Annotated in this window: 23 protein-coding genes and 1 tRNA gene; 11 read left to right on the top strand and 13 right to left on the bottom strand. The window is 70.0% G+C overall.

The annotated features are described in order from the left end of the window. Positions 1-7: 7 nt before the first annotated feature. The 3 genes from E4J16_RS00790 to E4J16_RS00780 all read right to left on the bottom strand — a co-directional run bounded on the left by E4J16_RS00790 (position 8) and on the right by E4J16_RS00780 (position 1,132). A complete protein-coding gene (locus E4J16_RS00790) occupies positions 8-379 on the bottom strand; it encodes a DUF6507 family protein (protein ID WP_136312970.1) in 372 nt (123 codons plus the stop codon). Positions 380-384: 5 nt separating this feature from the next. Beyond that, positions 385-696: a pore-forming ESAT-6 family protein gene (locus E4J16_RS00785; RefSeq protein WP_136194050.1), complete on the bottom strand. Its 312-nt coding sequence runs from the start codon at positions 694-696 to the stop codon at positions 385-387. 100 nt (positions 697-796) lie between these two features. Continuing rightward, positions 797-1,132 (bottom strand): hypothetical protein, encoded by a 336-nt coding sequence (locus tag E4J16_RS00780; RefSeq protein ID WP_136312969.1) that lies wholly within the window; start codon positions 1,130-1,132, stop codon positions 797-799. Positions 1,133-1,381: 249 nt separating this feature from the next. Here E4J16_RS00780 and E4J16_RS00775 point away from each other — a divergent pair, with 249 nt between their 5' ends. From E4J16_RS00775 to E4J16_RS00750, 6 genes are all read left to right on the top strand, one after another. Continuing rightward, positions 1,382-2,497 (top strand): DUF6177 family protein, encoded by a 1,116-nt coding sequence (locus tag E4J16_RS00775; RefSeq protein ID WP_136312968.1) that lies wholly within the window; start codon positions 1,382-1,384, stop codon positions 2,495-2,497. Positions 2,498-2,537: 40 nt separating this feature from the next. Then, positions 2,538-3,026 (top strand): hypothetical protein, encoded by a 489-nt coding sequence (locus E4J16_RS00770; protein ID WP_136194047.1) that lies wholly within the window; start codon positions 2,538-2,540, stop codon positions 3,024-3,026. 74 nt (positions 3,027-3,100) lie between these two features. Next, positions 3,101-3,742, top strand: a complete 642-nt coding sequence (locus tag E4J16_RS00765) for a LytR C-terminal domain-containing protein (protein ID WP_136194046.1) — start codon at positions 3,101-3,103, stop codon at positions 3,740-3,742. Between the two features lie 69 nt (positions 3,743-3,811). Continuing rightward, positions 3,812-4,159 (top strand): DUF4190 domain-containing protein, encoded by a 348-nt coding sequence (locus tag E4J16_RS00760; protein WP_136194045.1) that lies wholly within the window; start codon positions 3,812-3,814, stop codon positions 4,157-4,159. A gap of 134 nt (positions 4,160-4,293) precedes the next feature. Next, positions 4,294-5,037 (top strand): glutamine amidotransferase, encoded by a 744-nt coding sequence (locus E4J16_RS00755; protein WP_136194044.1) that lies wholly within the window; start codon positions 4,294-4,296, stop codon positions 5,035-5,037. A gap of 82 nt (positions 5,038-5,119) precedes the next feature. Next, on the top strand, positions 5,120-5,908 hold the full coding sequence (locus E4J16_RS00750; RefSeq protein WP_136314517.1) for a Sir2 family NAD-dependent protein deacetylase: 789 nt from the start codon (positions 5,120-5,122) through the stop codon (positions 5,906-5,908). Positions 5,909-5,951: 43 nt separating this feature from the next. Here the strand turns inward: E4J16_RS00750 and E4J16_RS00745 are convergent, their stop codons facing one another. The 6 genes from E4J16_RS00745 to E4J16_RS00720 all read right to left on the bottom strand — a co-directional run bounded on the left by E4J16_RS00745 (position 5,952) and on the right by E4J16_RS00720 (position 9,917). Next, entirely contained in the window at positions 5,952-6,638 is a 687-nt protein-coding gene (locus tag E4J16_RS00745; RefSeq protein ID WP_136194043.1) for an NAD(P)H-binding protein, read from the bottom strand. A gap of 51 nt (positions 6,639-6,689) precedes the next feature. Continuing rightward, on the bottom strand, positions 6,690-7,421 hold the full coding sequence (locus E4J16_RS00740; RefSeq protein ID WP_136194042.1) for a glutamine amidotransferase: 732 nt from the start codon (positions 7,419-7,421) through the stop codon (positions 6,690-6,692). Between the two features lie 179 nt (positions 7,422-7,600). Further along, entirely contained in the window at positions 7,601-8,425 is an 825-nt protein-coding gene (locus E4J16_RS00735; RefSeq protein WP_136312967.1) for a purine-nucleoside phosphorylase, read from the bottom strand. Positions 8,426-8,619: 194 nt separating this feature from the next. Further along, complete coding sequence (locus tag E4J16_RS00730; protein WP_136312966.1) at positions 8,620-9,159, bottom strand: hypothetical protein; 540 nt, start codon at positions 9,157-9,159, stop codon at positions 8,620-8,622. Beyond that, positions 9,104-9,340, bottom strand: a complete 237-nt coding sequence (locus E4J16_RS00725) for a helix-turn-helix transcriptional regulator (protein ID WP_136312965.1) — start codon at positions 9,338-9,340, stop codon at positions 9,104-9,106. Before E4J16_RS00725 ends, E4J16_RS00730 begins: the two co-directional genes overlap by 56 nt. Before the next feature lie 154 nt (positions 9,341-9,494). Beyond that, positions 9,495-9,917, bottom strand: coding sequence for a hypothetical protein (locus E4J16_RS00720; RefSeq protein WP_136312964.1), 423 nt, complete (start codon positions 9,915-9,917; stop codon positions 9,495-9,497). A 195-nt stretch (positions 9,918-10,112) separates the two neighbouring features. Here E4J16_RS00720 and E4J16_RS00715 point away from each other — a divergent pair, with 195 nt between their 5' ends. Further along, positions 10,113-12,335 carry a helicase-related protein gene (locus E4J16_RS00715; protein WP_240038196.1) on the top strand — a complete coding sequence of 741 codons (2,223 nt, stop codon included), beginning with the start codon at positions 10,113-10,115 and terminating at the stop codon, positions 12,333-12,335. Further along, positions 12,274-12,969 carry an ATP-dependent helicase C-terminal domain-containing protein gene (locus E4J16_RS15440; RefSeq protein ID WP_168709433.1) on the top strand — a complete coding sequence of 232 codons (696 nt, stop codon included), beginning with the start codon at positions 12,274-12,276 and terminating at the stop codon, positions 12,967-12,969. The genes E4J16_RS00715 and E4J16_RS15440 overlap by 62 nt, the downstream gene beginning before the upstream one ends. A gap of 381 nt (positions 12,970-13,350) precedes the next feature. Here the strand turns inward: E4J16_RS15440 and E4J16_RS00705 are convergent, their stop codons facing one another. From E4J16_RS00705 to E4J16_RS00700, 3 genes are all read right to left on the bottom strand, one after another. Beyond that, entirely contained in the window at positions 13,351-13,770 is a 420-nt protein-coding gene (locus E4J16_RS00705) for a nuclear transport factor 2 family protein (RefSeq protein WP_136194036.1), read from the bottom strand. Positions 13,771-14,161: 391 nt separating this feature from the next. Beyond that, positions 14,162-14,250, bottom strand: a tRNA-Ser gene (locus tag E4J16_RS15005). 173 nt (positions 14,251-14,423) lie between these two features. Further along, on the bottom strand, positions 14,424-14,870 hold the full coding sequence (locus tag E4J16_RS00700; protein ID WP_136314515.1) for a nucleoside deaminase: 447 nt from the start codon (positions 14,868-14,870) through the stop codon (positions 14,424-14,426). Positions 14,871-15,227: 357 nt separating this feature from the next. On the opposite strand from E4J16_RS00700, the gene betT reads away from it, so the two are divergent. The 3 genes from betT to E4J16_RS00685 all read left to right on the top strand — a co-directional run bounded on the left by betT (position 15,228) and on the right by E4J16_RS00685 (position 20,408). Further along, positions 15,228-17,375 carry a choline BCCT transporter BetT gene (betT, locus tag E4J16_RS00695; protein ID WP_420809318.1) on the top strand — a complete coding sequence of 716 codons (2,148 nt, stop codon included), beginning with the start codon at positions 15,228-15,230 and terminating at the stop codon, positions 17,373-17,375. Between the two features lie 927 nt (positions 17,376-18,302). Next, on the top strand, positions 18,303-18,941 hold the full coding sequence (upp, locus tag E4J16_RS00690; protein ID WP_136312961.1) for a uracil phosphoribosyltransferase: 639 nt from the start codon (positions 18,303-18,305) through the stop codon (positions 18,939-18,941). A gap of 99 nt (positions 18,942-19,040) precedes the next feature. Then, on the top strand, positions 19,041-20,408 hold the full coding sequence (locus E4J16_RS00685; protein WP_136194033.1) for a hypothetical protein: 1,368 nt from the start codon (positions 19,041-19,043) through the stop codon (positions 20,406-20,408). Positions 20,409-20,529: 121 nt separating this feature from the next. On the opposite strand, the gene E4J16_RS00680 is transcribed toward E4J16_RS00685, so the two are convergent. Further along, positions 20,530-21,381 carry a MetQ/NlpA family ABC transporter substrate-binding protein gene (locus tag E4J16_RS00680; protein WP_136194032.1) on the bottom strand — a complete coding sequence of 284 codons (852 nt, stop codon included), beginning with the start codon at positions 21,379-21,381 and terminating at the stop codon, positions 20,530-20,532. Positions 21,382-21,520: the final 139 nt, after the last annotated feature.

Genomic DNA, 21,520 nt, shown 5'->3' with positions numbered 1-21,520 from the left:
AGGGGTGTCACTTGGCCTGGCGCTGGAACTCCAGCGCGGAGGCCTCATCGTGCTGCTGGTAGGCGTTGACGGCGCTGACGGTGTTGTTCAGCACATTGCTGATCGTGGTGGTGATGGACTCGAAGTCGGACTTGTGCGTATCGAACCAGTCGACGATTGCACTGGCCACGAGCGCTGACTGCATGAGCTCCTCCCCGTTGGAGTTCGTGCCCATGCCGCTGGCCTCGGTGCACGGCGCGATCGCGTTCTCCAGTTCAATGCCTACGCCGTTCAATGCGGAGGTGAAATCACCCTCCTGCCCCGGGGTGGAGTCCACCAGCGTCTGCTCCTCCGACAACACCTGCGCCACGCCGTCGGGGTCGATGTCCCAGGCCGACACCGCCGTCAGCCGATCTCATCCACGGCCTGGCGGGCGCGCTGCAGCGTGGACTGAGCACCCTCATCCGTGGTCTGCATCGACTGCCGCAGCGTGGCAATGATCCCCCGTACCTCACCGGCTGCGTTCTTCCACCGCAGCTCCTTGGCCTGGTACTCGTCCGAGACACCATCGGCCTGGTACTGGGACATGGCGGCCTTGACGTCGCTGTCACGCTGGTTGATCAGGGTCTCCAGCCGGGAGGCGACCCGCTCGAAGTTCGCCTGCACCTCCTGGGAGGCGCCGACGTCGTAGGAACGCTTGTCGATCTGGTTGGCCATACTCGTCCCCTCCTTGAGGACACAACTCATTCAATCGTGGAAGTCTTCTTGATCAATGCCGGTCTCACCGACGCCTACTGGCGGGTCACACCGAGCCGATTCAGCGAGCGGATCCGAAGCGTGCAGAGTCGAAGTTCACAGAGCCCTCGGCTGCGCGGGTCGAGTCCGTCATCTCCTGCTCCCCCTGCATGAATGCGGTGTCCATGCCGCGGATACCGCCGAGCACGGCCGCCAGGGACGCGTTGAGCTCCGCAGAGACCTCATCCGTGCGGGCCTTGAATCCGTCGAAGGCAGCCCGCCCACTACCATTGAAGCGGCCCTCCAACGGCTCTGCCGCCACCACCAGCTCCTTGACCAGCGCGCCCAGGTCCTCATTGGAGGAGGAGGTCTGCTTGGTCAGCGTCGTCAGCGTGGACGCGCCCATGTCGAACTTCATACGTTGTGCCCCTCAGGAAGGAATCAATTGCAGGTGTCACACGGCCCGCTGCTAGTCAGTGCTGAGGACCGCGGCGGCCGCCGTGGCAGCCACGCCGCACAGCATGACACTCCGAGGCCAGTCACGCAAGAGTAACGTTAACCGCAAGTTCCTCTAAGCCGTGCGAGCTGTTACACAATCGGCCCATGCGTGCAAGGAACGCCTGCCGCCCGTCACCGCCCGACCATCAAGAAGGAGCCACACCCGCCCATGCCCCGCGGAACGTTCACCCGTCCCGGCGCGTCCCGGGACAAGCAGCCCACCTTCAAGACGACGCACCCGATGCTCGACGCCCAGATCGACAATCGCGCCAGAATCACCCGGCTTCCGGGCCCCGTCGTCGCCCTGACCGAGCCGCTTGCGGACCTATTGCACCGCACCGCCGGAAGCTCCCAGCGGACCATCCTGGTGGTCCCCGAGCACAGCGCCGTCACCCCCGCATTCGACCGGTTCACCGATGCCACCGGCACCATCGTGCTCATCCAGGAGGACACCACCTACCGCGAGCTGCGCTCCGGCCGCCTGATCCCGCACCTCTCGCAGACCCTGGAGGTCCTGGACCAGCCGCAGCTGAAGATCTCCCCGCGGCACATGGTACAGCGGGACGTCCGCCCCAACCTCATCTTCTCCATCTCCGCCTACCACCCGGCCCGGCGCACCACCCGGATCGGCAGCGTCGTGGAACTGGTCACCGAGCACCTGCTACCCGACGCCGAGCTGTCCTGGGGCGGGTACGAGCCGGCCGGCGCATTCTGGGACCGCGACGCCCTTACGGGCTTCTGCCGCGCACACATGCCCACCGTCCACCTGGTGCTGGCCGGCCACGGCTACAACGGCACCCTCACCGGCACCCTCACCGTCTCCCGCACCGACAACGGCCTGGAGGAGTACGTGGAGCTGAACCTCGCCGGGGCCACGCCGCCCACCGCATACCGCGACCGGGCCATGGCGCTGTTCCGGGCGCTGTCCACCGAGGCCAAGCCACAGTTCGCGCTCGCCATGCGCACCTACGCCCGCGCCGACACCTCCCTGCCCGTGACCATGCGCCGCCCGCCCACTCCCCTGGCGGTGCTCATCGGCGCGCCGGGCATACGGCAGCTCGGCGTCGACGCCGCCCGAGTCGCCTCCGCCCACGGCGGTGAGACGACCGGCTACGGTCGCCGCCGCGGCCTACTGGTGCCGCTCGAGTCCAATATCAACGCCGACTGGCAGCCACTGCTCGACCTGGTGCGCGCCCTGGACGGCGACGCCGGGAACGTGAGCCGGGCCCTCGGGGCGGGTGACGGAAAGTCCGCCACCCGGGGATCGGCCGCGCCGCGCCCCTGACCCGCCCCGCACACCTCCACTAGCGACCTGAAGGAGCACCGTGCCCCGCATTATCACCGCCGTCACCCAGGAGGTGCCGGAGGTCCTGGACGTCATCAGCCTGGCACTCGCCCGCGACATCACCGCCACATACGCCCGCACCGCGGACGACGCCGGAGTCCTCGTCTTCACCGAGTTCTCCGACCGGCGCCCCAGCCTGATGATCGTGCGCCCCAGCCTGGCGGCAGACGCCCGCGAGCTCAGCCGCGTACTCCAGGTGGACATCCCCCTCGACTGGGAGCCGCCCTACGTCGTCAACCAGTTCCTGGTGCCGTGGGAGGCGCGCTGCGACGTCTTCACCCAGGTGCCCATCGACGTCGCCATCATGTTCCACGGCGTCGCGGTCAGCGAAGGGGCGATCCTGCCCGTGCCGACGCCGTGGTGGTGGCGGATCAACGAGCAGGGCCGGTGGACGCCCACCCGGGCCGCCCAGGAACAGTGGCGCCGTGCCACGATAGACTTCCGGCTCGGCTGGGGCACCGCCGATTGACGACGCCGCCCTCCGCCTCAACCTGGGTTCCACCCGCACCCCCGCCAAGCGGCAGCGTCCACTACGCTGAGGGGGTGAGCTCCTCCGCCGACCCCTACGCCGAGTACCGGCGCCGCCTCAAGCACCGGCAGACGATCGTGATCGGCGGTGCACTGACGGTAATGGCCGCCGTGACCGTGGTCTGCCTGATGATTTGGAGCGGAGTGCTCCCAGCCTTCTACGATCCGGGTTTCTCCTCCGCGGATGATGACGCGGCCCCCATCGTCCAGCCCTGTCCGCCCACTGACGCCACCACGGTGGAGATCACCTCAATCCCCGTGAACGTCTACAACGGCACCGACACCACGGGCCTGGCAGGCGGCGTCGCCGACACCCTGGGAGACGCCGGAATCACCGTGAACAATACGGCGGACTGGCCCAAGGGCGACTACTCGGGCGAGGTGCAGCTGACCACCTCCACGGCCGGCCTGGCCAACGCCTACACGCTCGCGCAGGTGTTCACCGGCTCCGTGATCGTACAGATCGATGAGACGCAGGACGCCAATGACCCCGCAGTGAGCGTGGTGCTGGGAGACCAGTACTCCACCGGCATCCTCTCCGCCGAGGAGATCGGCCAGCTCAAGGCCGGCCAGATCATCTCCGCCCCCGCAGGCTGCGTCGCCGCCACCACCGCCCCGGAGGCGACCGAGGCCGCCGCCGAGAACACGGACGGCTAACCTCCCCCGGGGCCCGCCGGGACGCGCAGGGTCGAAGCACGTGCGCACGAACCGTGGCACGATGACAGCATGAGCTCCGAGCAGTCCGACGTCGTCGACCCCACCCGGATCGTCCCGGCCGACTTCGTCTTCCCAGGCACCGAGCAGCTCAACCCGCGGGAGGTATTCGCCGGCCCCGGCTACCAGGCACCCCGGCAGCGCACCGAGCCCGCCGCCGTCGCCGCCCTCGCGTGCGCCGTGCTCAGCCTCATCCCCGGCCTGGGCCTGCTGGCCCTCGGCCTGGGCGTGCTGGCGCTGCGACGCCTGCGCAACAGCTACGACACCGGCCACGGCCAGGCCTGGTTCGCGGTCATAGTCGGTGCCGCGACCACTATCGGCTGGCTGTGGCTGTGGTGGATGATCACCCAGTTCCCCTGACCGCATCGGCAAGAGCATCAGCGCACCGCACCCGCTCCGGGCCCTGGCCGGTCCGGGACGCCCTCACCGCCGGGTGGGGCGGCACACCCGGACTGGCCGCGCTCAGCGGTCTCGAAACCCCGTATGGTAATCGCGTGAAGCCCTTCATCATGGTCTCGACGCGTCCTGAGCTTGAAGCCGCGCAGAACGAATACGACTCCTTCCTCGCCCAGGGCGGGCTCCAGCCCGAGTACCTCCAGCATGTGCTGCTGGAGGAGGTCGACTACTCCGAATCCTTCTCCGCCCAGGACGTCTCCGGCGTCTTCATCGGCGGCAGCCCCTACGACACCTCGACGCCGGAATCCGCCAAGACCCGCACCCAGCTGCGGGTGGAGGACCAGGTACGTGAACTGCTGGCCATGTCCCTCAAGGAGGGCGTGCCGGTGCTGGCCACCGGCTTCGGTCTGGAGGTGCTCGCCGGCTACCTGGGCACCACCACCTCCCGCGAGTTCGGCGAGCAGCTCGGCACCACCGACGTCTACCTCACCGCCGAGGGCCGCCAGGACCCGCTGCTCGAGGGCATGCCGCAGACCTTCACGGCCTTCGTCGGCCACCATGAGGGGGCGATCGAGGTACCACCGCACGCCACCCTGCTGGCCAGCTCGGCGGACTGCCCGGTGCAGATGATCCGGGTCGGCAAGAGCGTCTACGGCACCCAGTTCAACCCCGAGCTCGACGCCGAGCGCTTCGCCCAGCGCGTCTCCGTCTACTCCGACGCCGGCTACGGGGACCCGGGCCTGGTGGACAACATCCTGGCGGAGGCCCGCAGCGCGCAGGAGCACGTCGCAGGCCGGGTCATCCGCAACTTCGTCAACCACTTCGGCCGCGACGCCCAGTAGCCGGAGAAGGTCAATACCAGCCCGAGTGGATTGGTTGTGAAGCGCCGTGACGAAGCCAGCCGTTGAGGCCGTTGCCGAGGTGATGTCCGGACGCCGCACACTCGCCGTCACCGGCGCGGGCATCTCCACCGATTCCGGCATTCCCGACTACCGGGGATTGGGCACCACCCCCGTGGAACCGGTCGACTTCCAGCGGTTCGTCACCGACCCGGTCTGGTACCGGTGGGTGTGGGCGCGCAATCACGCCACCTGGCGGCTCCTGGATCCGCTTGAGCCCACACCCGGACACCTGGCGCTGGCACGGTTGGAGGAGGCCGGGCTGCTGACCGGCGTGGCCACGCAGAACGTCGACCGCCTCCACTCCCGGGCAGGGCAGCACACGGTATGGGAGCTGCACGGCGCCTACGACCGGGTCGTGTGCCTGAGCTGCGGGCGGCTGACCTCCCGCGCCGAACTGGATGTGCGCCTGAGCGCACTGAACCCCGGCTATCCGCGCGAGTCCGACCCGGCCCGCGTGGCCATCACCCCGGAGGCCGACCGGGCTGCGGCCGAGGCCTGCGACTTCACCCCGGCCAGGTGTGAGCGGTGCGGCGGCCTGCTCAAGCCGGACATCGTCTTCTTCGGCGAGGGCCTGCCCGCCGCGATGGACGAGGCCATGCGGGCCGCCGACCACTGCGACGTCGTCCTGGTGGCCGGCTCCAGCCTGGCGGTGCTGACCGGCCTGTGGATCGTGCGGCAGGCGCTGGCGGGCGGTGCCGAGCTGGTGGTGATCAACCGCGGCCCGACGGCGGTAGACGAGCTGGCCACGGTGCGCGTGGAGGACGGTACCAGCGAGTTCCTGACCCCACTGGCGGACCGGCTGATCGGCTGAGCGGCACCTGGCCGTTGGCCGTCGGGCCTCAGTCGGGCATCGGTCAGCTGTCCAGGTCGGCGTACTGCGCCGGGACGTTCGCGACCGCCGCGGCAATGGGGGTGTCACCGTCCCGGAAGGGGATCACCCGCCCGATGCTGGCGGGCTCGGCGAGCACCGCGGCGACGACGGCGGCGACGTTGGCGCGCGAGGTGGGCGCCTGCGCTCCGCCGTCGAAGCGGCCGACGTCGATGCGGCCGGTCGGTTCATCCAGCGTCAGCAGGCCGGGGCCGACGATCGTCCAATCCAGGTCGGAGGCCACCAGGTGGCGGTCGGCGGCGAGCTTGGCCATGGCGTAGGTGCGCAGCGGGTGGTCGGCCGGAACCGGGTCCTGGCCGTGCGAGGCGGCGAAGGACACCATGACGTAGCGGGGTACGCAGGCGGCGCGGGCGGCCTCCATGGAGCGGATGGCGGCGTCGCGGTCAACCGCCTCCGTGCGCTGCGGGCCGCCCTTGCCGGCGGCTCCGGCGGACCAGACGACGGCGTCGGCGCCGGCGAATACGGCGGCGAGCTCCTGCTCGTCGGCGTCCTCCACGGACACGACCAGCGGGGTGGCGCCGGCGGCGGCAACGTCGTCGGCATGTTCAGGATTGCGGATGAGGGAGATGACCTCGTCACCGCGCTGCACCAGCAGCGGGGCGAGCAGCAGGGCGACCTTGCCGTGGCCGCCAACAATGACGATGCGGGACATGATTGAACCTTCTTCCGTGCTGTCGATGCTTCGGGGCGCACACGGCACGCTTCAGCGCGCGTAACGCGCCACGAAGTTCGACAATACCTTCCAGGAGTCGGAAACGTCCTGACGGCGTACCTCATCCTGAATCTCCGGCAGGCGGTCATCATCGAAGTAGCCGTGGCCGGCGTAGAAGGCCAGGCGGTGAGCCAGGTAGTCGCCGTCCAGCTCGGGGTGGAACTGCGTGGCGTACAGGTTGGTTCGCACCCGCAGCACCTGCACGGGGCAGGTCGCCGCGGAGGCCAGCACCACCCCGCCGACCGGCGGGGTCGCGACCGCCTCCGTGTGGGCGACGAAGGCGGGGAAGGCCGCGGGCATGCCCTCAAGCAGGGGATCGTTGCGCCCCGCCTCGGTGAGTTGCACCTGCGGGTAGGAGACCTCCTCGCCGTAGGTTCCGTCGACCACGCCGCCCTGGTGCTGAGTGAGCAGACCCAGGCCGTAGCAGGCGCCCAGGAAGGGGAAGTCCGCATCCAGGACACGGGTGATGAGGGCATTGAGCTCATCCTCGACACGCCGCTGCACCGGATCCTTCTCCTCCTGGGGGGTGGAGGTGTTGAAGGGCGAGCCGCCAACGATGATGCCGGACCAGTCGTCCAAGTCGATGTCCGGCATGGGCTCGGCCTCGAGGCGGTGGCGGATCAGGGAGGACTCATCGAGTCCGGTGCGCAGCAGGAAGGCCTCGTACTCGGCGTCGGCGGGCTCATCGTCGGCGCGGGCGGCCAGCATGAGGAAGGGTTTCACGGGCCGAGCCTAGATGATTGGCGCCCAGGCCGGTCAGTGCGCCCTACTCAAGTTCGGCACAACTCACTCACCGAGGTCGGTAGATCTTACGTACCGAGGTCGGTAGATCTTACGTACCGAGGTCGGTAGATCTTACGTACCGAGGTCGGTAGATCTTACGTCGGCGCGTTCGAAGCTACTCAGACCGCAGCCGCCAGCATCTTCTCCACCGCGGCCAGGACGACGTCGGGAGCGGGCACCTGCCGCAGGCCGACGGCGGGCGGCACGGCGGCCGCGCGGCGACCAGCGGCGGGGCGGCCCTCAGCACCGCCCGCTACAGCATCGACGTATGCCAGACCGACCACGCGCACACCCCGAGCCGCCAGGGCCATCGCCTCGGCAACCGTGTCGGTGACTGCGGCCTCCGCTCCCAGGGCGGCCAGCACACGGGCCTCCGTGTGACTCGGACGCACCGGCCCGGGAGTCAGGGCGACGACGGCGGGGTCACGCACGCCGTCGAGAGCGGCTACCTCCGCAGCCAGATTCTGGTCCCAGGAGGCCTCCTGCGGCGTGGTCGCTGGGAACAGCGGAGCGCCGGTCAGGTTCAAGTGGTCACCGATGGTGAGGAAGTCCCCCGGGGCGGCGTCGCCCAGGCTCACTGCGCAAGTAACCAGCAGGGCGGCGCGCACGCCGGCACCGGGGGCGATGCGGGCAAGAGCAGTGGTACGGCGGGCGGGCACGCCCTCGAAGAGGCTGGTGCGACCGCGCGCCACGAGTACGCCGCGACCATCGCGGTCATAGGAGCACAGGGCGTCCTCCTGGCCGGGGCCGGCGGGGGCCGACACGCCCGGAAGGAAGGACAGGCGCACACGCGAGGCGGGACGACCCCAGGCCTCGTCGAGTTCGGTGAGGACACACGGCTCCGCAATCACCAGCAGCTCGTGCCGCTGCCGACCGGTGGACAGGACGATCGAGGCGCCGTCGGGGTCTTCCTCCCAGACTCCGGCTGTGGGCTGTGTGGCCACGTCTGCTCCCTCTCGTGCGCGTCGTGCATACGTCCTCCTGGAGAGCCTACCCGGCCCGCTCGGGGCCCGGGTCAGCCCAGCGGATGAAACCCGGTGATCGGGCGGCGCAGCGGCGCGTCGCACGAGCGCACCGGTGCCGCGGCTATGCGACCCATCGGGGGCGCCACGCGGTATGCGCACGGGGCGCCCCGCAGTCACATGGTGCGCTCAAAGTAGAAGCGCGAGCCGTACAGGGCGATGATGTTGATCCACAGGGCGACGATGGCGGCCGTGCCCAGCTCCAGCTCAACACCGAATGATGCGACGATCACCGCGCCCAGGACCAAGATCCAGTCCACCTTGCCGGTCAGCGCCCAGGCCGACTTCCAGATGAGCTCGTCGCGCTCGTCCTGGGTGCCGTCGAGCGCGCGTGAGTAGGAGCTGCCGCCGCGCCGCCGCGCCCACCAGCCGATCAGCCAGAAGGCGAAGATCGCCATAGTCACACCGGTTACGTAGCCGCTCAGGGGCTCCGCCTCACGGTGCTCGGGATCGCGCAGCCAAGCGAACGTGAGGATTATCAGCAGAACGGCGGAGCAGGCCATGGCGAGCATCCGCACCTTGCGGCGCCGGGACGCCTTGGCCGACTCCTGCGGGAAACCCATGGCGGGAGAATTGGTGTCATCGTCCGCCGCCATGCGCTTATTGAGCTTGCCGGCCTCGTCCGGTGTGCTGGGGCTCTCGGGCTGGTCGGACATGGAAGATCTCCTCGACTGCTTTTCCGAAGTAGCGGGCGATGGCAATGGCCAGCGGCAGGGATGGGTCGTAGCGGCCCTTCTCAATGGAGTTGATGGACTGGCGGGAGACGCCGACGGCCTCGCCCAGCTGCGCCTGGGTGAGCCCCTTGGCCTCACGCAGGGCGCGCACGTCGTTCTCCATCGTCAACTCCTCTACAGCTCCAGCACGATGGTAGCGAAGAGCCTGGTGGTGGGCGGCATCACGCACGACGGGACTCATCGACGGGACTCACCGTGGTCCGGGGTCGCGGCGGGCCACCGCGGGAGCGGTCGACCCTACCGCGGCAAGGCGTGGTTCACGCCTCACCTTTGCCGGTCGTCTGCCCCCGAGCGGCAAAGGCCATCGCGTTGCCGGCGACGCTGACGAGCAGGACGGCGATGCCCACGCCGCCCAGCATGAGGCTTCCATCCGTAGAGCCGACTAACTGCGCGACCATGGATGCGCACAGGCCAATCAGCATGAGGGCCGCCCACAGACCGACCATCTCCGGGGATCCCGTCGACACCGCCACCGCATTGGAGCGACGACGGGCACGGCGGCGGAAGTGCCCATACAACACACCCGCCAGCACGCCGCCGGCTCCCAGACCGAGGCCGAGGTCGAGCACGAAGCGGCGCTGATCGGGCAGGGCAATGGCGACGACGGCACAGACCAGGAACGTCACGACGGCGATCACGGTCAGACGGCTCTTCATCGTTTGCGAGGCCAGCCAGTTCACTGGGCTCTCCTTTCGGGTCGACTTTCAGGCGGGCGGGCCCCGGCATGACGTCGCACAGCCGGAGCCGACATTCAATGTCCAGCACCCTTGACATGACTAGCATGCTTGACACCGGCGCCCGTGTCAAGTTCGTTTGTCCATCACAGATGTCCGTTCGCCGTCGGCCCTACCGTGCGGTGCGGGCATGATGAGCGGGTGAAGCAGACCGCGGACCCCGTCGCCCGACTCCTGGCCGACCCACCGGACCTGCCCGTCGTGGCCGCCCTGCCCAGGCTCCGCACACTGCTCACAACCCGCACCGACGCCGCACCCGCCATACCGGCCCCCGCCGTCGTGGTCACCGCCCCTCCCGGAACCGGCAAGACCACGCTGGTGCCGCCGCTGGTAGCCGACGCCCTGGCCCGCCCCGACGCCCTGGCCCGCCCCGACGCCCTGGCCCGCCCCGACGCCCTGGCCCGCCCCCTCGACGGCGCCGCCCCCGACGGCTTCGAAGCGCACGGCGCGCCCCGCCCCGGCCGCGTCATCGTCACCCAGCCCCGGCGCGTCGCGGCACGGGCCGCCGCCCGACGGCTGGCGTCCCTGCTGGGCGAGGAGGTCGGCGGCACGGTCGGCTATGCCGTGCGCGGGGAGCGCCGCGCCTCGGCCCGCACCCGCATTGAGGTGGTGACCGCCGGCCTGCTGCTGCGCCGCCTGCAGCGCGACCCCGAACTGCCGGACGTGGCTGCGGTGGTCCTGGACGAGGTGCACGAGCGCTCCCTGGAATCCGACCTGCTGCTGGCGCTCCTGCTCGATGCGCGCGCCGCCCTGCGTGAGGACCTGGCCGTCGTGGCGATGTCCGCGACCCTGGACCTACAGCGCCTGCCCACCCTGCTCGGCGGCGACGCCGCCCCCGCACCGGTGGTTGACGTGCCCGGGGCGCTGTACCCACTGGATGAGGTCTGGGCGCCGCCGCCCGCGGGCACCGCCCGGCTCGGCCCGCGCGGGGTCCCACGGGAGTTCCTGGCACATGTGGCAGCCACGGTGCGGCGGGCGCTTGCCGAGCGGGAGGGCGACGTGCTCGCCTTCCTGCCCGGCGCCCGGGAGGTCGACGACGTCGTTGCCCGGCTGCGCGAGAGCCTCCGCTACGACGATGCGTCCCCAGGCTCAGGGCCAAGGGGGCCCACGCCCACCACGACTCAGGTGCTGCCGCTGCACGGGCGGCTCCCCGCAGCCGCCCAGGACGCCGCACTCAGTCCTTCCCCCGGTGCGCGGCGGGTAATCGTGTCCACCGACGTGGCCGAGTCCTCCCTGACGGTGCCGGGGGTGCGGATCGTCGTCGACGCCATGCTCGCCCGCGAGCCGCGCCTGGACGTGGCGCGGGGCATGTCTGGGCTGGTGACGGTCGGGGCGTCCCGGGCGGCCGGAGTCCAGCGCGCCGGGCGGGCGGCACGCACCGGCCCGGGCGCCGTGTACCGCTGCTGCACGCCGACGGACTGGGCGCGGGCCGCCGCCGCGCCACTCCCGGAGATCCTCACCGCGGACCTGACCCGCACCGCATTGGAGCTGGCCGTGTGGGGCGTGCCCGGCGGGGAGGGGCTGGCGTGGCTCGATCCACCACCCGCACCCGCCCTGGATGCGGCCAGGCTCGCACTCACCGGCCTGGGACTGCTCGACGGCGACGCCGTGACCGAGCTGGGCCGCGCCGTCGCCGCCATCCCCGCCGACGTGCGTCCCGCGCGTGCCCTGCTGGCTGCAACCGACGTCGTCGGCCTGCGGCGGGCGGCGGAGGCGACCGCACTGCTCACCAGTGACCTACGCGCACCGCGCGCCGACCTCAGGCCCTGGCCCGGAACGTTTCGCGGCGGTGCCGGTGCGGCCGCCTGGCGCGCCGAGGCCCGGCGGCTGGAGGCAGGGCACGCCGGCACCCGGCCAGGGCAGTGCCGTCCCGCATGCGGCCGACGACGCCACCAGCCCTCGGGCCGACGCCGACTACGGGCGGGCGGATGCGGTGGCGGCCGGCTCCGCCGCCAGCCTTGGGGACCTGGTCGGCCCGGGGGCGGCGGACGCCGTCGGGCTGGTTGCGGCACTGGCCCACCCGGAGTGGATCGCCCGCCGTCGTGGCCCAGTACCGACGACGGGAAGAGCGGCCATCTACGCCAGCGTCGGCGGCACCGGGCTGCGCCTGCCGGTGGATTCGCCGTTGGCCGGAAGCGAGTGGCTGGCGGTCGCCGACGTCGACCGGTCGCCGGGCGAGTCCGAGGCGACCATTCGGGCGGCCGCACCGATCGACGCCGCACTCGCACACGAGGTCGCCGGCGACTGGCTGGCGGAGGAGACGCGCACCGTCTGGGACGGGAGCAGGCTGCGGGCGGAGCGGTTGCGCCGCCTGGGTGCGATTCCACTGGCATCCTCGGCGAACGGGGCGCCCGCGCCGGATGAGGCCGCGGCCGCCGTCGTCGAGCGGTGCCGCAGTGAGGGGCTCGGCGTGCTGCCCTGGCGCGACGCCGCCGCGCTGCGGGCACGATTGGCACTACTGCGCCGGGTGCTGGGCGAGCCCTGGCCGGATGTTGACGCCGCGGCACTCCTGGAGCGGGCTCACGAGGGGCTGGTTCCGGCCGTTCAGGCGCTGGCGGCGTCGAGCGGGCGCTTCGACCTGGACAGACTGGACATGACGGCGTGCCTGCGCTCCCTGCTGCCCTGGCCGGAGGCCGCGCGCCTGGACGAGCTTGCCCCCGAGCGGCTGGAGGTGCCTTCGGGCTCCCAGGTGCGCGTGGACTACCTTGACGAGCAGGGTGAGGCGCTGGAGCGGCCCGTGCTGGCCGTGCGAGTGCAGGAGTGCTTCGGCTGGGCGGACACGCCCCGGATTGCGGACGACCGCGTGGGCGTGGTCATCCACCTGCTCTCACCGGCGCGGCGGCCGGTGGCGATCACCGACGATCTGCGCTCCTTCTGGCGGCAGGGCTACCCGCAGGTGCGCGCCGAGATGCGCGGCCGCTACCCCAAGCACGCCTGGCCCGAGGATCCGTGGACGGCACCTGCTACCCGCGGCACGGGGAGACGGCGTCGCGGCTAGGTCCCGTTGTGTGAGTGCTCGGGTGCGGTGCGCGGCTGGGTGGTGGTTGCGGCTGTTGAGCCCGAGCCTGCCAGTTGGACCGCTTGTGCCCCCGTTGGACCCCTCTGCCCCCGTTGGACCGCCGTAGCCACCGGTTACAGCGGTCCAACCGCGCGTGAGCGGTCCAACGGGGCGTGAGCGGTCCAAGCAGGGCAGCACAAGACCCACCCGCCCCTCCGACTGCCGACATCCGGGCACCCAAAACGCCGTGGGCACCTGACTGCGCACAAGGATCCTCACCGAGCCCCCAAGCCGGCCCTCCCGGGGGCACCCGCGTCTGCCTCATGCGCACGTGCTCGGCGGAACCCGAAGAGCCCGTCAAGAAGATGGTGTTCAGAAGACCTAGAAGCGGCTGGCGTCCATGCGGTTGAAGCGCCACCCGGTCGGGTTGAGCTCGCTGCGGGCGCCGGAGTCCGGGACCACGTAGCCGACAATCTGCAGGTTCCAGGTGCCGCGCGTACCCCATACCGTCGCATTGGTGCGGGAGCGGCCGCGCACTACGGGGAAGCCGTCTATGGCGTCCGGCTCGGCGGAGATCACTGTTGAGGAGTGGTAGGTCAGAGTGCCGTCACGGATGTCGGAGAGCCACTCGACCTTCGGCTGGGGGTAACCGGTCATGTGGGTCAGGACGCAGTCCTCCGTGAGGAGCGCGTCAATGGCGGCGGTGTCAGCGGCGACCATGGCGTCGCACAGCAGACGGTAGAGCTCAATCGAGGCCCGGCCGGAATCGGCGGAGTGCACGGGCGGGTTGGGCACGGTCATGGCTCGGATCCTAGAGCGCTGCGGACGTGGCAAGGAGGCCCGCCCAGTCACCCCCGGCAAAGCGCTGCCCCAGCAAGGCCGGGCCCGGCAAAGCGCTGCCCCAACAGGGCAGGCCCGGCAAAGCGCTGCCCCAACAGGGCAGGCCCGGCAAAGCGCTGCCCCAACAGGGCAGGCCCGGCACAGGGCGCACACCCAACGAGCCGAGCCGCCACCGCGTCGGCGGGAGGCGCGGGTGAGGAGCGTGGCCATGGTCGTGGCTGGGGCTTCCTGCTCAGGCGCGCCCATGCCGTGTTGCCCATCCTCATGTACCCGCCATGTACCCACGGAGGGGAAGCGCTACATGAAACGATCCCCGGACTCCAACCTTTCGTTGGAATACCGGGGATCGGTCTGGCGGTAGCGCTGGGATTCGAACCCAGGGTGGCTATGAACCACACAGACTTTCGAGATCTGCACCTTCGGCCGCTCGGACACGCTACCTCGAAGGCAGACACTACACGCACCGCGCCCGCATGCGCAGCCTCGGCGGGCTGCGAAGTCGCTCACGGCAGCCAGCGGCGAAGTCACTCACGGCAGCGAGCAAACAGGCACCCACGGCGACGGGCCGCCGTCCGGCAATCCGTCGGCACCGCCCGCGGCGCACCGTCGCCGCCTCAACCGGGCTCCCCCGGCCGCCGCGAGGCGAAGAACGCCCGCAGCAGCGCCTCCGACTCCTCCTCACGCAGCCCGGCCACCACCTCGACCTGGTGGTTGGCACGCGGATCGCGCAGGACGTCGCGCACGCTCCCGCAGGCTCCGGTCTTCGGCTCCCAGGCGCCGAACACCACTCGCTTGACCCGTGCCAGCTGGGCGGCGCCGGCACACATGGTGCAAGGCTCCAGTGTCACCACCAGGGTGCAGCCGTCCAGGTGCGAGCGCCCCAGCACCGCCCCGGCCGCCCGCAGGGCGCGGATCTCGGCGTGCGCGGTGGGATCACAGTCGGCCTCGCGGGCATTGGCGGCATCGGCCAGCACCCTGCCGTCGGCCCCCAGGACGACGGCGCCCACGGGCACCTCCCCGGCCGCCCCCGCGGTCCGGGCCAGCTGCAGCGCCCGCCGCATGACGACGTCGTAGCGCTGCTGGGTCAGTCCGGGGACGCTCACGCACCCACCCTGCCACTGCGCCGCGCGCGAGCGCCACCGGCACCGGTCCGGTCCGCGTCCGGCACGTCGTCTCCAGGGCCCCGCGCGGCAGGACCGGCGCCGTCGCAGGGATCGGAACCCCGCGGAGGGGAAATGTGGGAAGGATCTCGCGGATGCCTATTTATCCCCGACCTCATGCGGCTGTCAAGTCCGGCCGGAGGGGCGATTCCGGGACCTTTCGCTTGCCAAGTCGCGGAAACCCTGAAAGATTCACAATCTCGTAAACGTCATCATGGTCGTGCGCTGAAGGCCATGTGTACGCCGAATGCATCACCAATGCATCCCATGCATCAAGGAGTGCCCGTGTCTGATTCCCCGAGTAATCAGCCGACAACAGCAGCTTCCGAAGCCCCTGAGCAGCGCCGCCTCAACACGGTGGTCTTCGCCGTCTCGGCAGCGATCATCGCCACCATCGCCGGCGCCGCCATCGTGGCGCCGGAGGCGGTCTCCACCGCCTTCAACGCCGCCGTGTCCTGGGCCGGGCGCTGGTTCGGCTCCTTCTACATCCTGCTCGTCACCGCGGCGCTGGTGTTCGTCATCGTCCTGGCGCTGTCGAAGTTCGGGACGATCCGCCTGGGCCCGGACAACTCCACCCCTGACTTCTCCACCTTCTCCTGGGCCGCCATGCTGTTCGCCGCGGGCGTGGGCACGGCCATCATGTTCTACGCGGTTGCCGAACCGGTGGCGCAGTACATGAACCCGCCCACCGGTGAGGGCCAGACCGTCGAGGCGGCCCGCAACGGCATCGTCCTGACGCTGCTCCACTACGGCATCAGCGGTTGGGGCCTGTACGCCATCGTGGGCATGGCCCTGGGGTACTTCGCCTACCGGCGCCACCAGCCACTTGCGGTCCGCTCGACGCTGCGCCCCCTGCTGGGCGAGCGGGTCAACGGCCGCCTCGGCGACGTCGTCGACGCCGCCGCGCTCGTCGGCGGGGTTGTGGGCATCGCGGCCTCTCTCGGCGTGGGGGTGGTCCAGCTGAACGTGGCCCTCACCCTCCTGTTCGGCCTGCCGCAGGGCACCTCCACGCAGATCGGCCTGATCGCCCTCAGCGTCGTCATGGCCACCATCTCCGCCGTCTCCGGGGTGGACCGCGGCGTGCGCGTGCTGTCGAACATCAACGTGCTGCTGGCTGTTGGGCTCGCCCTGTGGGTGCTGGTCACGGGCGACACCGCCTTCCTCATCGACGCACTGGTGGGCAATATCGGCGACTTCATCGCCCAGTTCCCCGGCCTGACCCTGGAGACCTACGCCTACGACCGCCCGACCGAGTGGCTCAACAGCTGGACCCTGTTCTTCTGGGCGTGGTGGATCACCTGGGCCGCGTTCGTCGGCATGTTCCTGGCACGTATCTCCCGGGGGCGTACGGTCCGCGAGTTCGTGATCGGCTCCCTGGTGCTGCCCTTCTCCTACGTCACCATGTGGGTTTCGATCTTCGGCAACAGCGCCCTGAGGCTCATCCGCTCCGGCAATCTCGACTTCGCCCAGCTGACCGTCGCAGAGCCGGAGCAGGGCCTGTACACGCTGCTCGGGCACCTTCCCGGGGGCAGGATGCTGATCGCCCTGGCCCTGTTCATCGGCATCCTGTTCTACGTGACCAGCGCCGACTCCGGGGCGCTGGTGATGGCCAACCTGTCCAGCCGGACCAGCCCCCGCTATCACGGGGACCCGCAGGACGCCCCCGCCTGGCTGCGGATCTTCTGGGCGGCGCTGACCGGCGTGCTCACGATCGCCATGCTCGTTGCAGGCGGCATCCCCATCCTGCAGCAGGCGACCATCGTCATGGCACTGCCGTTCTCCTTCGTCATCATCGCCGTCATGGCCGGCCTGTGGCGGGCCATGCGCACCGAGGCCAGCCGTGAGCAGGCCCGCGGTATCGCCAACCGCAACCGGCTGCTGGGCGCCACGGGCACCGCCGCCGGAATGAACCGCATCCCCTGGCGCGACCGCCTGTCCCACACCTTCGACATCGTCTCCCCCGCACGCGCCCGGCGCGCCATGGCCAACCGCGTGGTGCCGGCGCTCGAGGCAGTGGCCGACGAGCTGCGCAAGGAGGACCTGGTGGCCGAGGTGGTCCTGGCCGGGCCCGAGGCCCAGGATCCCGACGACGAGCGCAACTTCCTGGGCTCCGCCACCCTCGTGGTGACCCCGCCCCAGTCGCCGGAGCAGATCGCTGCGGCGCAGGGCGAGCAGGTGGCCCCCTCCCGCTTCCGCTACGCGGTGCGCATGGTGCAGGCGCCGGTGCCCGCCTTCGGCATCGTCGTCCACGAGGCCGATGACCTGACCGTCCGCCTGGAGGTGCGTCCCCGCGGCGGCGGCCAGGGCTACGACGTCATGGACTGGTCGCGCGAGCAGGTCGCCCACGACGTCCTGGACCACTACGAGCGCTGGCTGGAGTACCTGGGCGCCGCCGAGACCGTCTGAGACCGAAGCCGAAGCCGCGCACCCGCCCGCGGAAAAGCGCCCACGGGAAAGCGACAGGATCAGTTCAAGGCCCGCCACGCGGCCGTCTGCTGGTCTACTACGCCAGTTCACAGTCGCCCGTATGGCTACGAGCTCTTCGCCACCCTATGCAACCGCCGCCAGACCAGGACATCACTCTCACCCAAGCCGCTACCGCCCTCCAGGCATGGCGCGCCCGCCTCTGCGAACTCGACTGGGCACACGCCACTACTGCCACATAACCGGCGCTTCGCGTTTGAGGGTGTGAGTGGAGCCGGGAGCCAGCTCGCCGGCGCGCTTTGCGCTGGCGTCGTCCGCTGCGCAGGTTCGGTGTTTAACTACGCCGGTGCGGGGTTTACTGGCTCTTCCGGTTTGGGGTGTGGTGGTTGTCTGGGGCTGCGGCAGGAGTGCTGCCGATTCCCTGGGACATGGCATGGGGTGGGGTGGCTTGGGGTGTCTGGTGCGCCGGCTGGGCGTTAACAACGCTACTTAACGCTCTGCTGTATACCCCTGGGGCCTTCAGCAGACGGTTAACTGGCGTTGTTAACCCCGAAGTGGCGTTACAGACGGCGAAAAGGCGCCGGCCACCACCACACCCACCAGCGCCAAGAGCCAATCCGGATGGCCTGGCGGGGGCTGTTCGAGGACATGGGTCAGCCGACGACGGCGAGGGCGCCCCTGCTCGGCGGACAACGCCCTCGCCGGCCCGACATCGACCTCACCCGCCCCCGAGAATGTCCCCGTCAGCCCGAAACACCACACCAACAAAGGCGAACAGCCAGATTATCGCTTGTAACGCGTTCGTATCTAGCGTTGCGAGACTGCCGACATCCGGACGGGACCACGATCCGCCACTCGGCTCCGGCCTACTCCACCCTCGGCTCGTTTCGGACGTCGTAGGCTTGGCCCATGCGCCTGCACGTTGCCGATCACCCGCTCATTGACCACAAGCTCTCCGTCCTGCGCGACGAGAAGACTACCTCGGCGGTCTTCCGTCAGCTCGTCGATGAGCTGGTCACCCTCCTCGCCTACGAGGCCACGCGCGACGTGCGCACCGAGGAGATCCGCATCCAGACGCCGGTAGCCGCCACGACCGGCCGGCACCTGGCCGAGCCGCGGCCGATCGTGGTACCGATTCTGCGCGCCGGCCTGGGGATGCTCGAGGGCATGACCAGGCTGCTGCCCACCGCCGAGGTCGGCTTCCTGGGCATGAAGCGCAACGAGGACACCCTGGAGGTGGAGACCTACGCCAACCGCCTGCCGGATGACCTCTCCGGCCGCCAGTGCTTCGTCATCGACCCCATGCTCGCCACCGGGCACACCCTCGTCGCCGCCATCAACTACCTCCTGGAGCGCGGCGCCCGCGACGTCACCGCCATCTGCCTGATCGCCGCCCCGGAGGGCATCGCCACCCTGGAGGCGGCCATCGGCGACCGGGCCGATGTCACCGTGGTGACCGCCGCTCGCGACGAACGCCTCAACGAGCACGCCTACATCGTGCCCGGCCTGGGCGACGCCGGGGACCGCCTGTACGGCATCGTCGACTGAGACGGCGGGCGCCCCTCCCGGCGGGGCGACGGCGACCGTGGGCAGCACTCCCCGTGGTGCGCGCTTCTACGAGGTAGCCGAACCATTTAGCATCGGGCCATGACTTCCCCGACGCCGTTCCCAGGGCAGTCCGCCCCTGCGCCTGCACGTCAGGACCGGTTCAGCCCCCGGGCCATCGGCACCGTCGTTCTGGCTGGACTGCTCACCTTCGGCGTCGTCGTGGGTGGCGGGCTGGCACTCAGTCACGGCAGGAACTACGCGGTCGCTCCTGCGACGGATCAGGTCGTCACCAACTCCCCGTCCTCGAAGTGGCGGGCCGGGGCGGAACAGGCCTGGGATACCACCGTGGCCGCCGGCGCCCAGGTCATAACCGTGCCGGGCTATCTGCTGACCCTGGAGACCGGGGACGATCCCGCTAATGCGACGCTGACCGCGTACGCGCTGACCGACTCCGGCGTGACCGAGTCCTGGTCGGCGCAGGTGGACGCCTCCGCCGACGCGGGCGACTCGAGCGACGACTTCGATGTCGCCACGAAGCCCGCCTACCTCAAGTGGGGGGAGCGCACCCTCATCCACGACTCCACGCTGTACGACCTGGACACCGGCGAAACCCGTGAGATCCCCTGGTCCTCCAGCGACGGCGTGATGGTCGCCGACGACGTCGCCATAGCCTGCACCGCCGACGGCAACTGCACCGCGTATCGAGAGGACCAGCCGGAAACCTCACTGTGGAGCGCGACCATGGAGTACCCCGACCGCTACTTCAACTATGCGTCGAACTTCTACCAGACGGTTTTCGTGCGCGACGGGCAGCGGTACTGCATCCTCGGTACCCGCACCATCCACAACCTCGACACCGGGGAGCGGGTTCCACTGACCATACCGGTTCCAGCCGAAACGATAATGGGGTACGCCGCCTATGCGGCGACCGACGGGTGGATGATCTACCTGACCGCCTACGACAACCGGACGACCGTTTACGCATACGACCCGGAGGGCGGTGAGCCGGTCGACTCCTACGACGACGTCACCGTCGTCGCCGACAACCAGGCGGCGATCAGCGCCACCGCGCCACGCTCATTGGCCGATTTCAAGGCGCGCTTCGCCGACGGCTCGACCCAGACCGTGCTGGGCATCGTCAACCGCGACAGCAACGACTGCGCCCAGTCGGTCGAGGTCACTGACAAGCGAACGATCACGCTGGCGCAGTTCAGTGACGCCCCCACTTGCTTGTATTCGGTCCGTGTCTCCGCGGATCGCACCGTCTTGACCGCCGGCCCGGAAGCCGCCGACGCCCAGGACGTCCAGACCTTCCGCCTGATGTACGACGTCGATTCCGGGGAGAGGATCGCGTTCCCCGGGATGGACACGGACTCGGGGGCCCTCTTCGACCTGGTGGCTGAGGACTACGTGGTCGGCTACGACCCGGCCACCGGCACGCTAGCCGGCTACCGCCCCGCCTCCTGACGGGGCTCCGCCCGGCCGCCACCCGCGACTCAATTGCCGGCGCTTCGGCTTGAGCGCGTGGTGGTGGCCGGGCGGGGCCTGGCGGAGGTGATGGCGCGCGAGGGGGTGGCGCGAATGCGCCTCAGAAGGCGGGGACCACGGACTCGTCGGTCCAGGTCTCCTCGATGTAGGTGCGCAGCTCGTCGGTGTTCAGCAGTCCGGCGAGCTTGAGCAGGTACTCGTTGTCCTTGTCGGCGCTGCGGACCACGAGCTGGTTGGCGTAGGGGGACTCCCCACTGGGCTCCAGGACGAGCGCGTCCTCGCTGGGGTTCAGGTCTGCGGCGAGCGCGTAGTTGCCGTTGATGACGGCCAGCTCGGAATCGGCCATCGACAGGGGCGTCTGGGCGCCGTCGACCGTGATCAGCTCGAACTTCTTGGGGTTCTCGGTGACGTCCAGGGTGGTGGGGACCTCGACGTCGGGGTCGAGCGTGATCAGGCCGGCGGACTCCAGCAGCTTCAGGCCGCGGGCGGTGTTGGCGGGGTCGTTGTTGAGCACGATCTTGCCGCCCTCGGCGGCCTCGTCGACGGAGCTGTAGCCCTTGTCGGTGTAAATTCCCATGGGCTCGATGTGCACGTCGGCGATGGCGACCAGGTCGTAGCCCTTCTCCTCATTCTGCTGCTCCAGGAAGTTGGGCGTCTGGAAGAAGTTCGCCGCCAGGGAGCCGTCGGAGAGCGAGGCGTTGGGGATGTCATAGTCCTCGATCTCAACGATGTCGAGGTTGAGTCCGGCGTCGGCGGCGAGGTTGTCCTGCACCCACTGGAGGATCTGGGCGTGGGGCTGGGAGGACGCGCCGATCTTGATGGTGGCCGTGTCGCCGTCGACGCTGATGCCGTCGACCCCGCTGGAGTTGCCGGAGCAGGCGGCCAGGGTCAGGGCGACGACGGAGGCGAGTCCGCCGGCCAGTACGGTGCGGCGAGCAATGGTGGTGGTCATGGTGGTTCCTTGTCTTGAGAGCAGTGGTTGCTGCACGGAATTCGGGGTGGGCGGTGAGGCGCTCACGCCAGGAGCGCCGTCGCCGGGGTGGATATGCGAGCCGAGCCTTCCTTCGGGGCCGCGCCCCGGGACTCCGGCT

Source organism: Actinomyces procaprae, assembly GCF_004798665.1.
GTDB lineage: Bacteria > Actinomycetota > Actinomycetes > Actinomycetales > Actinomycetaceae > Actinomyces > Actinomyces procaprae.
The sequence above is the reverse complement of the archived record's forward strand: the minus strand, read 5'-3'. Positions and strand labels throughout refer to the sequence as shown.

What these genes read in the sequence shown, in the direction of transcription:
- E4J16_RS00685 (WP_136194033.1), top strand. Translation starts at nt 19,041, where the DNA reads ATGACTTCCCCGACGCCGTTCCCAGGGCAGTCCGCCCCTGCGCCTGCA.
- E4J16_RS00745 (WP_136194043.1), bottom strand. Translation starts at nt 6,638, where the DNA reads ATGTCCCGCATCGTCATTGTTGGCGGCCACGGCAAGGTCGCCCTGCTG.
- upp (WP_136312961.1), top strand. Translation starts at nt 18,303, where the DNA reads ATGCGCCTGCACGTTGCCGATCACCCGCTCATTGACCACAAGCTCTCC.
- E4J16_RS00705 (WP_136194036.1), bottom strand. Translation starts at nt 13,770, where the DNA reads ATGACCGTGCCCAACCCGCCCGTGCACTCCGCCGATTCCGGCCGGGCC.
- E4J16_RS00785 (WP_136194050.1), bottom strand. Translation starts at nt 696, where the DNA reads ATGGCCAACCAGATCGACAAGCGTTCCTACGACGTCGGCGCCTCCCAG.
- E4J16_RS00680 (WP_136194032.1), bottom strand. Translation starts at nt 21,381, where the DNA reads ATGACCACCACCATTGCTCGCCGCACCGTACTGGCCGGCGGACTCGCC.
- E4J16_RS00750 (WP_136314517.1), top strand. Translation starts at nt 5,120, where the DNA reads ATGTCCGGACGCCGCACACTCGCCGTCACCGGCGCGGGCATCTCCACC.
- E4J16_RS00775 (WP_136312968.1), top strand. Translation starts at nt 1,382, where the DNA reads ATGCCCCGCGGAACGTTCACCCGTCCCGGCGCGTCCCGGGACAAGCAG.
- E4J16_RS00730 (WP_136312966.1), bottom strand. Translation starts at nt 9,159, where the DNA reads ATGTCCGACCAGCCCGAGAGCCCCAGCACACCGGACGAGGCCGGCAAG.
- E4J16_RS00700 (WP_136314515.1), bottom strand. Translation starts at nt 14,870, where the DNA reads ATGCGGCGGGCGCTGCAGCTGGCCCGGACCGCGGGGGCGGCCGGGGAG.
- E4J16_RS00760 (WP_136194045.1), top strand. Translation starts at nt 3,812, where the DNA reads ATGAGCTCCGAGCAGTCCGACGTCGTCGACCCCACCCGGATCGTCCCG.
- E4J16_RS00780 (WP_136312969.1), bottom strand. Translation starts at nt 1,132, where the DNA reads ATGAAGTTCGACATGGGCGCGTCCACGCTGACGACGCTGACCAAGCAG.
- E4J16_RS00725 (WP_136312965.1), bottom strand. Translation starts at nt 9,340, where the DNA reads ATGGAGAACGACGTGCGCGCCCTGCGTGAGGCCAAGGGGCTCACCCAG.
- betT (WP_420809318.1), top strand. Translation starts at nt 15,228, where the DNA reads ATGCATCCCATGCATCAAGGAGTGCCCGTGTCTGATTCCCCGAGTAAT.